Source organism: Leifsonia sp. NPDC014704, assembly GCF_043083605.1.
GTDB lineage: Bacteria > Actinomycetota > Actinomycetes > Actinomycetales > Microbacteriaceae > Leifsonia.
The window spans coordinates 448,444-461,646 of record NZ_JBIBYW010000001.1 but is presented as its reverse complement, the minus strand read 5'-3'; the positions used below and the strand labels follow the sequence as shown (position 1 = coordinate 461,646).

Here is a 13,203-nt window from a genome sequence, read left to right as displayed (position 1 = left end):
GCGGTGCGCTTCGAGCGTCGACGGGCCGGAGCCCGCAGGTTCAGGCCTGGGCGAAGAAGGAGGCGTCGACCTCGGCGTCCTGGCCGCCGTGCTCGCCCGAGACGACGACGTGGCTGGGCGACAGCAGGAACACCTTGGGGGTGACCCGCTCGATCTTGCCGTAGAGGCCCTGCGAGAGGCCGCTGGCGAAGTCGATGAGGCGGCGGGCGTCGCCCTCGCTCATCTGCGAGAGGTTGATGATGACCGGGATGCCCTCCCGGAACGACTCGGCGATCGCCTGGGCGTCGCGGTACTGGCGGGGGTGGACCGTGAGGATCTCGTTCATTTCCTGTACCGATGCATTCCGTGCGGTGGACGACTTGCGCAGCGGCGTGACCGGAGCGCGACCGGCCGCGGGAGCGACCGGAGCGGGGTGGGGGACGGCCTGGACCGGCGAGGGGGCCGGGGTGTGGACCGGTGCTTCGCGGCGCGGCTGGTGATGAGCCTGCTCCTGCGGCTGCTCCTCGAACTCCAGTTCCTCGTCGGCGAGGCCCAGGTAGACCATCGTCTTCTTCAGCGGGTTGGCCATGGTTCCTCCGTACAGACCTGCGCGTCGACGCCTCGCCACGCACTTCGAACTCTTCGTTTCGAGATTAACGAAGCTCCGGCCGATTCCCGGTAATGGCGGTCCCGATCCGAAGGTGTGTCGCGCCGGCCGCGATGGCTTCGCGGTAGTCCTGCGACATCCCCGCGGAGATCGACGTGGCCTCCGGCGCGAGCTCGCGGACGCGGTCGGAGGCGGCACGGACCCGCTCGAAGGCACTGGCCGGCGCCTCGCCGAGCGGGGCGACGGCCATGACGCCGAGCAGGTTCAGCCCGGGCGCTGCGAGCACGTGCTCCACCAGCGGTTCGAGGTCGCGGCCGGCGACACCCCCGCGCCCAGGGTCGTCGGTGAGGTTCAGTTGGACGAACACATCCACATCCCGGTCGCCCTCGCTCTCGCGCGCGGCGAGCGCGTCGACGAGCGAGAACCGGTCGACCGAGTGGATGACGGACGCGTAGCGCCGCGCCTGCCGCGCCTTCTTGCTCTGCAGCTGGCCGACGAAATGCCAGGTGAGGTCGAGGTCGGCGAGCTCGGCCGCCTTCTCCTGCGCCTCCTGGTGGCGGTTCTCCCCCACATCGCGGACGCCGAGCTCGGCCAGCTCGCGGACGAGCGAGGCCGGGTGGAACTTCGTCACGACGATCGTCGTCAGCTCGTCGGGCGAACGACCGGCGGCCCGGGCGGCGTCGGCGACGCCCTCCCGGACCGCGGCGAGCCGCTCGGCCAGCGGACTACTTGAGGAAGTCGGGGATGTCGAGGTCGTCATTCTCGTCGTCGAACGCCGGGTCCTTCTGCTGGGCGGCCTCGGTCACCGGGCTCTCGCCGGTCTGCCAGGCGTCGTTCGTCACGGGCGCGGGGATCTCGCCCGCCTCCACCTCGGCGGAGGAGGCCACCTGGGACTCCTCCGAGCCGGCCTCGATGTAGCTGGCGCGGCGCGCGTCCACGGCGGCGGGCCGCGTGCTCGGCTCGCCGCCATCGAATCCGGCCGCGATGACGGTCACGCGCACCTCGTCGCCGAGGGTGTCGTCGATGACCGCACCGAAGATGATGTTCGCCTCCGGGTGCACCGCCTCCTGCACCAGCCGGGCGGCGTCGTTGATCTCGAAGATGCCGAGGTTCGATCCACCCTGGATGGAGAGCAGGACGCCGTGGGCGCCGTCGATGGACGCCTCCAGCAGCGGGGAGGCCACGGCGAGCTCGGCCGCCTTGATCGCCCGGTCGGCGCCGCGCGAGGAGCCGATGCCCATGAGGGCGGAGCCGGCTCCCTGCATGACCGACTTGACGTCGGCGAAGTCGAGGTTGATGAGGCCGGGGGTGGTGATGAGGTCGGTGATGCCCTGGACACCGGCGAGGAGCACCTGGTCGGCGGTGGAGAACGCCTCCAGCATGCTGATGCCGCGGTCGCTGATCTCCAGCAGCCGGTCGTTCGGCACGACGATGAGGGTGTCGACCTCTTCCTTCAGGCGCTGCACGCCGGCCTCGGCCTGCTGCTGGCGGCGCTTGCCCTCGAAGGAGAACGGCTTGGTGACGACACCGATGGTCAGTGCGCCGATCGACTTCGCGATGCGCGCGACGACGGGTGCGCCACCGGTTCCGGTGCCGCCGCCCTCACCCGCGGTGACGAAGACCATGTCGGCGCCCGCGAGGGCCTCCTCGATCTCCTCCGCGTGGTCCTCGGCGGCGCGACGGCCGACCTCGGGGTCCGCTCCGGCGCCGAGGCCGCGCGTGATCTCACGGCCGACGTCGAGCTTGACGTCGGCGTCGCTCATCAGCAACGCCTGGGCGTCCGTGTTGATGGCGATGAACTCGACGCCGCGGAGGCCGAGCTCGATCATGCGGTTGACGGCGTTGACGCCGCCTCCGCCGATGCCGACGACCTTGATCACGGCGAGGTAGTTCTGTTGTGCTGTCACGTCCGGCCTCCACTGGAACCTTCAACCTCTAGCTGAGGCTTAAAGTCTTGCTGAGTATGCAATTCTCGATCCGACGTTAGGTGGGCCGGGCCGCCGCCCCGGTATCCGGTCAGGCGTGTCGGAAAAGTCGTGCCCAACCCGGTCATCCCGTCGTCACGCTGTGCGGCGAGGAGACGTCGTACCGCGACGATCCCGGCGCGCTCTTCAGCAGCGCGCCGAGGTCCGCCGCCTTGAGCGACGAGTCCTCCGCGCTCCCCCAGACCACGGTCGCACCGTTGCCCCGGAGGGTGAAGCTCACGTCGTCCTTCGTCTTGGCGGCGATGGTGTCGACCTGTGCGAGCACGTCGGCAGGAAGGGCGCTCAGGACGCTGGCCGCGGCCGCGAACCCGGAGTCCGCATCCACGTCGGCCGCCCCGCCGCTCGCCGCGATCAGCGGGTAGCCGTCCGGCCGCTTCTCACTGCTGGAGATCGGCACCTTCGCGGCGTCCACCAGCGTGTATGCGGCCCCCTGCTGGATGACGCCGACCGGCTGCCTCTCCACCACGCGCACGATGATCGAGTCGGGCGGGTGGCTCTCCACCGTGTAGCTGCGGATGAGCGGGAACGCGGCCAGGTCGCTCGAGATGCCCGCCTGGTCGAGCAGCGGCAGCGGGGTGCCCAGCTGGTCGGAGAGCTTCTTCTCGACGGCCTTCGCATCCAGCCGGGCGGTGCCGGTCACCTGGATGTGCTTCAGCGCGAGCAGCGGCGAGTAGGCGATGAGCACGACGGAGAGCACGAGCCCCGCCACGACGGCAGCCGCAGCCAGCCACATGATGCGACGTCGTCGCGACCGCTTGGTGAAGCGGCGCACCTCGCCGCGCTCGAGCCGTTTGCGCTCGCGGCGGGCCGCCCGCAGCGCCTTGTCGATCTCGCGGTTCGTGGGGAGCCGGGAGTACGGGGACGTGTCCGTCGAGGTTTCGGTGCGCGGGGCACGGACCGGTTCGGCGTCGGCGGGCGGCGCGGCCGGAGTGCCCGGTGGATCGGCGATCACCGGGATGGGCTCGGTCACCGTGCCGACGCCGCGCGCGGGCGCGGCTTCCCGCCGCTGCTCGTCGCGCGCCTCCGGCTCGTGCCGCAGCGGCGCGGGCGCGGACGCCGGCACCTCCTGCCGGTCGAAACCCTGGGGACGCTTCACCGAGCGGCCCGCTACACGCCGGCGGCGTCCGGGTGCTCCCGGCGCAGCGAGTCCAGCAGCTGGGGCACGATGCGGTAGACGTCGCCGCAGCCGAGGGTGATCACGAAGTCGCCCTCCCGGGCGATCTGAGCGGTGTGGTCGGCGGCCTTCTGCCAGTCGGCGATGAAGGCCACGCGCTCGGGATGCTCGAAGCGATCGGCGACGAGCGCTCCCGTCACGCCGGGCTCCGGGTCCTCGCGCGCTCCGTACACGTCGAGCACGACGGTCTCGTCGGCGTAGCGCTCGAGCGTCTCGGCGAACTCCTGCGCGAACAGACGCGTCCGGCTGTACAGGTGCGGCTGGTGGACGGCGATGATGCGCCCGTCTCCGACCACCGTGCGGGCGGCGGAGAGCGCGGCGGCGACCTCGGTCGGGTGGTGGGCGTAGTCGTCGTAGACGCTGACGCCGCCCACCGTGCCGTGCAGTTCGAAGCGGCGCTCGGTGCCGCCGAACTCGGCGATGGCGGCGAGGGAGGCGGCCGGGTCGAACCCGAGGCCGGTCAGCACGGCGAAGGCGCCGCCGGCGTTGATGGCGTTGTGCCGCCCGGGCACGCGCAGTCGCGCCGAGTAGTCCTCCCCCTGGTAGCGCACCGTGAACGACACGGGTCCGTCGGTCACGATGGAGTGGACGCGGACGTCCGCGTCCTCCGCCTCGCCGAACGTGACGATCCGCTTGTCCGGCGCCTGCTCGCGCAGCCGGCCGGTCACGTGCACGGCGCCCGCGTCGTCGGACGAGACCACGACGAACTCGTCCGCCTCGCGGGCGAACGACACGAAGGCGTCCTCGAACGCCTCCAGCGAGCCGTAGTGGTCGAGGTGGTCGGGGTCGACGTTGGTGATCAGGGCGACGGCCGTGTCGTAGAGCAGGAACGAGCCGTCCGACTCGTCCGCCTCGACGACGAACAGCTCGCCGGTGCCGGTCTTGGAGCTCGTGCCGAGGGAGGCGATGACGCCGCCGTTCACGAAGCTCGGGTCTTCGCCGAGGCCCAGCAGCCCGGTGATGATCATGCCGGTGGAGGTCGTCTTGCCGTGCGCGCCGGCCACGGCGACCAGGCGCGAGCGGTTGATCAGCCAGGCGAGGGCCTGAGACCGGTGCAGCACCGGCAGACCCTTCTCGAGTGCCAGCTGGTACTCCGGGTTGTCCTGCCAGAGGGCGCCGGTGACGACCAGCGTGTCGGCGTCGCCGACGTTGGCGGCGTCGTGGCCGATGGCGATCGTCGCGCCGAGGTTCCGCAGGGTGTCGATGTTCGCGGAGTGCCGCACATCCGATCCGGTCACGGTGTAGCCGGCCTCGAGGAACAGGCGGGCGATGCCGCTCATTCCGGAACCGCCGATGCCGACGAAGTGGAGCTTTCCGAGCTCCTCCGGGAGGGCGAGGGTCAGGTCGGGCTTGATCGTCACAGGTACAGCTTTCGGTTACGCGAGAGGGACTCCATCCAGTATGAGGCTACGCGGCGACCCTGCGGATCGGCCCGAGGCTCACCGGAGTGGAGCTGTCAGAGGGCCGAGCGGATGAGGGCGACCATGCGGTCGGAGCCGTCGCGAACCCCGACCGACGCGGCCCGGCGCGCCATCTCGGCCACGCGGGCGCGGTCGGACAGCAGCGGAAGCAGGTCGCCGTCCACCCAGTCCGGGGTGAACGCCGCGTCGTCGACGAGCACGCCGCCGCCCGCCTTGACGACGCCTGCGGCGTTGAACCGCTGCTCGCCGTTGCCGATCGGGAAGGGGACGTACACCGCCGGGATGCCCAGCGCGGCGAACTCGCACACTGTCGCGGCGCCCGCGCGGGCGACAGCGACATCGGTCAGGGCGAACGCGAGGTCCATGCGGTCGCAGTAGTCCAGCAGGCGGTAGTGCTCGATTCCTGGGTCCGTCAGCTCGCCGCGGCCGCCCTGGATGTGCAGCACCTGCCAGCCGGCGGCTGTCAGCTCCGCGGCGCGTGCGAAGACGGTCTGATTGATCCGTCGTGCGCCGAGGGAGCCGCCCGTGACGAGCAGCGTCGGACGTTCGGGGTCGAGCCCGAACTCGGCTGCGGCCTGAGGGCGCACGGCGGCCGCGTCCAGCTGCTCGATCTCCACTCGCAGCGGCATGCCCACGAACGTGGGATGCGCGAGCGGCGTGCCCTCGAAGGCCACGCCGACCCACGGCGTGTACCGGGCGCCGAGCCGGTTCGCGAGACCCGGCCGCGCGTTCGCCTCGTGCAGGACGAGCGGGACGCCCTCTCGCCGGGCCGCCGAGTAGGCCGGGGCTGCGGCGTAGCCGCCGAAGCCGACGACGGCGTCGATCCCGCGGTCGCGGATCAGGGCGCGGACGGTCGCGATGCTGCGTCGGTACTCGCCCGGGAAGCGCAGCGCGGCCGCGTTCGGGCGGCGCGGGAACGGGAGCTTCGGGATGGTCGCGAGCTCGTAGCCGCGCTGCGGCACCAGGCGCGCTTCGAGTCCCTCCTTCGTCCCGAGCACCAGCACCTCGGCATCCGGCTGGTCACGGCGCAGACGGTCGGCGACGGCGAGCAGGGGGTTCACGTGGCCGGCGGTGCCCCCGCCGGCGAGAAGGTACCGCGTCATGCCCGGCGGCCCGCCGAACCGGTCTCGGAGGCGGCCAGGGAGTCACGGTGCGACTGCCGGGCGAACGACAGCACGATTCCGATGGCGATCATGGAACTGATCATCGCAGTCCCTCCCGCAGAGATCAGTGGGAGCGGGACGCCCAGCACCGGGATCACCCCCAGCACCACGGCGATGTTGACGAACGCCTGGCCGATCAGCCACACCATGATCGCCGCCGTCGTCACCCGCGCGAACGGGTCGGTCGACGCGTGGATGATGCGCAGGAAGACGACCGCGAGCATCACGAACAGCAGGAGCACGACGACCGCGCCGATGAGGCCCAGCTCCTCGCCGATGATCGCGAAGATGAAGTCGGTGTCGGCGGCGGGCAGCCACGACCACTTGGAGTGCGAGTTGCCGAGCCCGACCCCGAAGACGCCGCCGGAGGCGAGCGCGTAGAAGCCGTTCTTGATCTGCCAGTCCACGTCCGGGTTCGCGACGCTCGTCCCGCCGAAGTAGGCGGCGATGCGTCCGACACGGCTCGCGCTCGACAGCGCCACGACCACCGCGAGGGCGCCGACGGCGACGACACCAGTGAGGAGGTAGCGGAGGCGCACGCCGGCGAAGTACAGGGCGCCGAGGATGAGCGCCGCCATGATCATGGTCGTGCCCAGGTCGCCGCCGAGCAGCACGAGGGCGACCGCGCCTCCCGCGATGGGGACGACGGGGACGGCGACGTGCTTCCACTGGTCGAGCACATCCCGCTTGCGCGCAAGGACGACGCCCAGCCACACGACGAGCGCGAGCTTGATCGCCTCCGACGGCTGCGCCGTGACCGAGCCGATGCGCAACCAGTTGCGGTTGCCGCCGATCTCGACGCCCAGCGGGGTGAGCAGCACGAGCAGCTGCAGGAAGCACGCGGCGCCGAGGAAGAACCAGATCGTCTTCTTCCAGAACCCGCGCGGGATGCGCGAGACGAGGAACATCAGCGGCAGGCCGACCAGCGTGTACGCGCCCTGCGACCAGAAGCGGGAGAAGAAGTTGTCGTCGTCGTTGTGCGCCTCCACCGACGAGGAGGACAGCACCATGACGAGGCCGAACACGACCATGAACAGCGTGATTCCGAGCAGGAGGAAGTAGTTGGCCGATTCGGACGTCATCCCCCGGCCCAGCTGGATGCGGGTGGTCAGCGCGCCGATGCGCGCGGCGGCGCTGGGGCGGGACGTCGGCTGGGCGGAGTCCTGGCCTGCGGCCGTCGGACGCTCAGTCCTGCGCGTCGGGACGCGGGGCGGACTCGTCATCCGCCTCACCTCCCAAGTACTCGTTCACGGCCGACTGGAAGCGGCGGCCTCGTTCTGCGTAGTCGGCGAACTGGTCCATCGACGCCGCCGCCGGAGCGAGCAGCACGGTGTCTCCTTCTCGCGCGAGATCACCGGCCAGCCGGACCGCCGTCGGCATGACCTCTTCAGTCTCGTCGGCGACGACCTCCAGCACCGGAAGGTCCGGCGCGTGTCGTCGGAATGCGGCGAGGAGCGGCTCCCGGTCGACCCCGATCAGCACCGCGCCGCGGAGGCGCCCGACGTGCCGGCCGACCAGCGCATCCACATCGACGCCCTTGAGCAGGCCGCCGACCAGCCACACCACCGACGGGTAGGCGCGCAGGGAGGCGTCGGCCGCGTGCGGGTTCGTCGCCTTGGAGTCATCCACCCAGTTCACTCCGGCCTGGACGCGCACCAGTTCGATGCGGTGGGCATCGAGCCGGAAGGCCGTCAGGACGTCGCGGATGACCTGTGGAGCGACCCCGTACGACCGCGCGAGCGCGCTGGCGGCGAGGATGTTCGCGACGACGTGCGGCGCCGAGAGCCCGGCCTCCTGCAGCTCGTCGAGAGTGGTCAGCTCGAGCGCCGCGTTCGCGCGGTCGTCGAGGAAGGCGCGGTCGCAGAGGATGCCGTCCACGATCCCGAAGTCGCTCGGGCCCGGCACGCCGAGGCCGAAGCCGATGGCGCGTGCGCCCTCGGTGACCTCCGCCTCCTCCACCATGTGCAGGGTGTTCTCGTCGGCCTTGTTGTAGACGCAGGCGACGCGGGTGTTGTCGTACACCTTCGCTTTGGCGGCGATGTACGCCTCGAGCGAGCCGTGCCAGTCGAGGTGGTCGTCGGCGATGTTGAGGCACGCCGCCGAGAACGGCGACAGCTCGCCGCCGACGTTCCGGTTGACCCAGTGCAGCTGGTAGCTGGAGAGCTCGACCACGAGCACGTCGAATCCCTCGGGATCGCGGATGGCGTCGAGGACGGGGACGCCGATGTTGCCGCACGGTGCGACGCGGTTGCCTCCGGCGAGGATCATCGTCGCGGTGAGCTGCACGGTGGTCGTCTTGCCGTTGGTGCCGGTGACGCAGATCCAGTCGGCAGGACCCTCGGCTCCGTCGGGACGGGCGACCTTGTCGCGCAGACGCCAGGCGAGCTCGATGTCGCCCCACACGGCCGTGCCGCGCTCCTCCGCCCACAGCAGCAGGGGGTGATCCCAGTGGAAGCCCGGCGACGCGATGATCAGCTCGGGGTCGAACGCGACGAGACGCTCCGGCGGCGCGGTGAGGTCGGGCTCCTGGAGGAGCTCGGCGCCGATGACCTCCAGCAGCATCCGCCGCTCGTCGTCGGCCTTCGCAGCGACGACGAGCACCTGGGCGCCCAGCTCGGCGAGCGTGTCCGCGACCGAGAAGCCGGTGACGCCCAGGCCGTACACGGCGACGCGGAGGCCGCTCCAGTCGTGGTACCAGCTGGTCAGAGCGGCCAGGCGCTCGGCCAGGGCGTCGCCCGCGCGGGCGGTGCCGTCGGAATCGCTCACGTCGCCAGCCACTCCAGGTAGAAGGACCCGACGCCCGCGGCGACGAGCAGTCCGCCGATGATCCAGAACCGCACGACGACCGTCACCTCCGCCCATCCCTTCAGCTCGAAGTGATGATGGATCGGGCTCATCAGGAAGATGCGTTTGCCGTGCGTGAGCTTGAAGTACGCCCGCTGCACGATCACCGACCCGGCCTCGATGACGAAGATGCCGCCGATGAGGATGAGCAGCAGTTCCGTGCGGCTCAGGATGGCGAGGGCCGCGACCGCGCCGCCGAGCGCCAGCGAGCCGGTGTCGCCGAGGAAGATCTGCGCCGGCGAGGTGTTCCACCAGAGGAAGCCGACGACCGCGCCGACGATCGCCGTCGCGACGATCGCGAGGTCGAACGGATCGCGCACGTCGTAGCATTTCGCGACGTTCTCGGGGTTCAGGTTGATGCTCGCGCACGACTGGATCGACTGCCAGAACCCGATGATGATGTAGGCGCCGATCGCGAGGATGGACGCGCCGGAGGCGAGCCCGTCGAGGCCGTCGGTGACGTTGACGCCGTTCGAGGTGGCCGCGACCAGGAAGTTGATCCAGATCAGGTAGAGGCCGTAGCCGACGATCACGCCGATGGCGCCGTAGCGGGTGATTTCGCCGAAGTCGATCGCCGGCAGGTCGCGGATGAAGGACACCGTCATCGTCGCGGGTGTGTAGCCGTTGCCGTTCGGGAAGCGGATCGCGAGGAAGGCCCAGACGGTGGCGACGATGACCTGGCCGGCCACCTTGGCCCAGCCGGTGAGTCCGAGGCTGCGCTCGCGACGGGTCTTCAGGAAGTCATCGATGAACCCGACGACGCCCAGGCCGACCATGAGGAACAGCACGAGCAGCGCCGAGACGCTCGTCTCGTCCCCCGTCAGCAGGAGGGCCGTGAAGTAGCCGAACAGCGTGCCGAGGATGACGACGATGCCGCCCATGGTCGCGGTGCCGCGCTTTGCGTGGTGGCTCTGGGGCCCGTCGTCGCGGATGAACTGCCCCCACTGCAGCCGGCGGAACAGCCGGATGAAGAGCGGGGTCAGGAAGAGCGTGAACGCCATCGACAGCGCACCGGATGTCAGCAGGGCTCTCACGAGAACGATTCTCCCAGCCGGTCGCCGAGGATGCGCAGCCCGGCCGAGTTGGAGGACTTCACGAGCACCGTGTCGCCCGGGCGCAGGGCACCCCTCAGGTGCTCGAACGCGGCGTCCTGCGTGTCGAAGTACAGGGATTCGCCGTCCCAGGAGCCCTCGTTGATGGCCGAGATGTGCATCCGGCGTGCCGCCGGTCCGACGATCACCAGCTGGTCGATGCCGAGCCGCACGGCGAGCAGACCGATGCGGTCGTGCTCCTCACCGGAGAACTCCCCCAGCTCGCTCATCTCACCCAGGACGGCGATGGTACGGCCGTCCGGTTCGGCGATCTGCGCGAGGGTCTTGAGCGCTGCGGCCATGGAGTCCGGGCTCGCGTTGTAGGCGTCGTTGATGATCGTCACGTCGCTGCCGCCCATGACCTCCATCCGCCAGCGCTCCGCCGTCTTCACGGTCTGGAGGGCGGAGACGATGGTGTCGATGTCGACATCGAGCACGTACGCGGACGCCGCGGCGGCCAGGGCGTTCATGACGTGGTGCTCGCCGAGCACCTGGAACCGCACCGGGCGCGACTGCGCCTCGGAGCCGGGACCGTCGGCCCCGTTGCGCGGCGGGAGGTGAAGCGTGAACGACGTGCCGCGCCGGTCGGAGACGACGTCGGTCGCGCGCACGTCGGCGCGCTCGTCGAGGCCGAACCAAAGCACGCGGGCGACGGTCTTGTCCGCCATCGTGGCGACGCGCGGATCGTCCATGTTCAGCACGGCGACGTCCGACTCCAGCAGGTCGGTGACCATCTCGGTCTTCGCCTGCAGGGTCTTCTCGATGCCGCCGAACTCGCCGGCGTGTGCGAGGCCGACCTTGAGGACGACTCCGACGTCCGGGCGCGCCATACGCACCAGTCGGGCGATCTCGCCGATACCGCTCGCGCCCATCTCGGCGACGAGGAACTGCGTCTCCTCGGTCACCTGCAGCATGGTCACGGGTGCGCCGACCTCGTTGTTGAAGGAGGCGCGCGGCGCGATCGTCGGTCCGACCTGCTCCAGCACGGCGCGGAGCAGGTTCTTCGTCGTCGTCTTGCCGTTCGACCCGGTGATGCCGACGATCTTGAGCCGTCCGAGCGCCCGAACGCGGGCGATGACCTCGGTGGCCAGGTCGCCGAGAGCGACCACGGTGTCCTGCACCAGCAACTGCGGGACGGGCAGCTCGAGGGGATGGTCGACGACGACGAGCGCGGCGCCCGCCTCCACCGCCTGCGGAGCGAAGAGGTGACCGTCGGTCACCTCCCCCGGCTTCGCGAAGAAGATGCTGCCGGGGACGACCTCGCGCGAGTCGGTCGTGGACAGTCCGGAGACGGCCGTCTCCGGGGAGACGTGGGTGCCGTCGAGCAGCAGGGTGCCGCGGGTGGCCTCGGCGATCTCGGCAAGTGTGAGGGCGATCATCTACAGCCACCCGGCCTCTCGCAGCGCGAGGCGCACGTCGTCGCGGGCCGAGTACGGCAGACGCTGGCCGGCGACCTCCTGGTAGTCCTCGTGGCCGGGGCCGGCGTACAGGACGACGTCGCCCTCGTCCGCCAGGGACAGTGCGGTGCGGAACGCGGCGCGCGGATCGGGCACCTCGTACAGCTCGAGGTCGGGCACCGCGCTGCGCGCTCCCTCGAGGAGGGCGGCGCGGATGCTCGCCGGGTCTTCCCAGCGCGGATGGAAGTCGGTGATGACCACGGCGTCCGACCCGCGGGCCGCGATGGCGCCCATGTCGGTGCGCTTCGTGGTGTCGCGGTCGCCGTCGGCGCCGAACACCATGACGATGCGGCCGTCGGTCACCTTGCGCAGTGCGCTCAGCGTCGAGAGGAACGCATCGGGGCTGTGGCCGTAGTCGATGAAGACGACCGGGCCGCGATCGCCGGACAGCCGCTCGGCGCGACCCGGGATGTAGGCGTCGATCCCGCCGTCGCGCTCCAGTGCCGCTCCGATCGCGTCGAGGTCGTAACCCGACTCGACCAGCATGACGATGGCGAGCGCCGCGTTCGCCGCGTTGTAGGCGCCGAGCAGCGGGATGCTGGTCTCGAGCCGGCGGCCGTCCGGGCCTTCGAGGGCGAACGAAGTGCGGGTGAGCGTCTCCTCGAGCACGGTGAGCAGCCACTCGGAGTCGGCCCCGGGCGAGCTGGAGAGCGTGGCGACCGGGATGCGCGACTGCTCGACCAGGGCGCGGCCCCAGTCGGAGTCGACTGTGACGACGCCACGGCGGGCGCGGTCGGGCTGAAAGAGCTCGAGCTTCGCGGCGAAGTAGTCGTCCATCGCGGCGTAGTCGTCGAGGTGGTCGTGGCTGAGGTTGGTGAAGCCGACGACGTCGAACACGATCCCGTCGACGCGGTGACGGGTCAGCGCCTGCGCCGACACCTCGATGGCGACGGCGCGGACGCCCTCCTCGCGCATCCGGGCCAGCAGCGCGTGCAGCTCGCTCGCCTCGGGAGTGGTCAGCTTGCTCGTGATCGCCGTGTCGCCGATGCGGCGTTCCGCCGTCGAGCTGAGGCCGGAGACGACCCCGAGCTGCCCGAGGATGGCGTTGAGCAGGTACACGACGCTGGTCTTGCCGTTGGTGCCGGTGACGCCGAACAGCGTCGCCGAATTCTCGTCGGTGCGGTAGATCCACGCGGAGACCGCGCCGAGCGCGGCCCGGGGCTCCGGCGTGACGATGACCGGGAGGCCGGACTCGACCGCGAGGGCCGCACCCTCCTCGTCGGTGAGCACGGCGACGGCTCCCGCCTCCGCCGCGGCGGTCGCGTACGTCGCGCCGTGGGCGTTGCGGCCGGGTACGCCGACGTAGAGGTCACCGGGTTCCACGGCGGAGCTCGCGAGAGCCGCACCGGTCACCTCGACCCCGTCGAGGTCGCCGCGGCAATCCAGCCCGAACTCCGCTACCAGCTGGGCGAGCGGGCGGGCGACGGGATGCTCGGGGCGCAGTGAAGAGGGCGCCGGTCCTGTCACGTGGCTCACTTTCCG

Annotated in this window: 11 protein-coding genes; all 11 read right to left on the bottom strand. The window is 70.8% G+C overall.

What is annotated here, in order from left to right; translation table 11 throughout:
* Window positions 1-40 precede the first annotated feature (40 nt).
* Window positions 41-568 carry a cell division protein SepF gene (locus ACF1AJ_RS02280; RefSeq protein ID WP_018191360.1) on the bottom strand — a complete coding sequence of 176 codons (528 nt, stop codon included), beginning with the start codon at window positions 566-568 and terminating at the stop codon, window positions 41-43.
* 64 nt (window positions 569-632) lie between these two features.
* Window positions 633-1,346: a YggS family pyridoxal phosphate-dependent enzyme gene (locus tag ACF1AJ_RS02275; RefSeq protein WP_391505956.1), complete on the bottom strand. Its 714-nt coding sequence runs from the start codon at window positions 1,344-1,346 to the stop codon at window positions 633-635.
* The gene (gene ftsZ, locus ACF1AJ_RS02270) at window positions 1,312-2,493 is read right to left on the bottom strand and encodes a cell division protein FtsZ (protein WP_391505955.1); all 1,182 of its coding nucleotides are present in this window, start codon (window positions 2,491-2,493) and stop codon (window positions 1,312-1,314) included. The genes ACF1AJ_RS02275 and ftsZ overlap by 35 nt, the downstream gene beginning before the upstream one ends.
* Before the next feature lie 142 nt (window positions 2,494-2,635).
* Complete coding sequence (locus ACF1AJ_RS02265; RefSeq protein WP_391505954.1) at window positions 2,636-3,667, bottom strand: FtsQ-type POTRA domain-containing protein; 1,032 nt, start codon at window positions 3,665-3,667, stop codon at window positions 2,636-2,638.
* 11 nt (window positions 3,668-3,678) lie between these two features.
* Entirely contained in the window at window positions 3,679-5,106 is a 1,428-nt protein-coding gene (gene murC, locus ACF1AJ_RS02260) for a UDP-N-acetylmuramate--L-alanine ligase (protein ID WP_391505953.1), read from the bottom strand.
* A 95-nt stretch (window positions 5,107-5,201) separates the two neighbouring features.
* On the bottom strand, window positions 5,202-6,269 hold the full coding sequence (locus ACF1AJ_RS02255; RefSeq protein WP_391505952.1) for a glycosyltransferase: 1,068 nt from the start codon (window positions 6,267-6,269) through the stop codon (window positions 5,202-5,204).
* Window positions 6,266-7,552: a putative lipid II flippase FtsW gene (gene ftsW / locus ACF1AJ_RS02250; RefSeq protein ID WP_391505951.1), complete on the bottom strand. Its 1,287-nt coding sequence runs from the start codon at window positions 7,550-7,552 to the stop codon at window positions 6,266-6,268. Before ftsW ends, ACF1AJ_RS02255 begins: the two co-directional genes overlap by 4 nt.
* Window positions 7,515-9,095 (bottom strand): UDP-N-acetylmuramoyl-L-alanine--D-glutamate ligase, encoded by a 1,581-nt coding sequence (gene murD, locus ACF1AJ_RS02245; protein ID WP_391505950.1) that lies wholly within the window; start codon window positions 9,093-9,095, stop codon window positions 7,515-7,517. Before murD ends, ftsW begins: the two co-directional genes overlap by 38 nt.
* Window positions 9,092-10,207: a phospho-N-acetylmuramoyl-pentapeptide-transferase gene (gene mraY / locus ACF1AJ_RS02240; protein ID WP_018191368.1), complete on the bottom strand. Its 1,116-nt coding sequence runs from the start codon at window positions 10,205-10,207 to the stop codon at window positions 9,092-9,094. The genes murD and mraY overlap by 4 nt, the downstream gene beginning before the upstream one ends.
* Entirely contained in the window at window positions 10,204-11,643 is a 1,440-nt protein-coding gene (gene murF, locus ACF1AJ_RS02235) for a UDP-N-acetylmuramoyl-tripeptide--D-alanyl-D-alanine ligase (protein ID WP_391505949.1), read from the bottom strand. Before murF ends, mraY begins: the two co-directional genes overlap by 4 nt.
* Window positions 11,644-13,188: a Mur ligase family protein gene (locus ACF1AJ_RS02230; protein ID WP_391505948.1), complete on the bottom strand. Its 1,545-nt coding sequence runs from the start codon at window positions 13,186-13,188 to the stop codon at window positions 11,644-11,646. It abuts the gene before it with no gap.
* Window positions 13,189-13,203: the final 15 nt, after the last annotated feature.

Excerpts from the sequence above, each read along its gene's own strand:
- ACF1AJ_RS02280 (WP_018191360.1), bottom strand. The coding sequence starts at position 568 with ATGGCCAACCCGCTGAAGAAGACGATGGTCTACCTGGGCCTCGCCGAC.
- ACF1AJ_RS02275 (WP_391505956.1), bottom strand. The coding sequence starts at position 1,346 with ATGACGACCTCGACATCCCCGACTTCCTCAAGTAGTCCGCTGGCCGAG.
- ACF1AJ_RS02255 (WP_391505952.1), bottom strand. The coding sequence starts at position 6,269 with ATGACGCGGTACCTTCTCGCCGGCGGGGGCACCGCCGGCCACGTGAAC.
- ftsW (WP_391505951.1), bottom strand. The coding sequence starts at position 7,552 with ATGACGAGTCCGCCCCGCGTCCCGACGCGCAGGACTGAGCGTCCGACG.
- murF (WP_391505949.1), bottom strand. The coding sequence starts at position 11,643 with ATGATCGCCCTCACACTTGCCGAGATCGCCGAGGCCACCCGCGGCACC.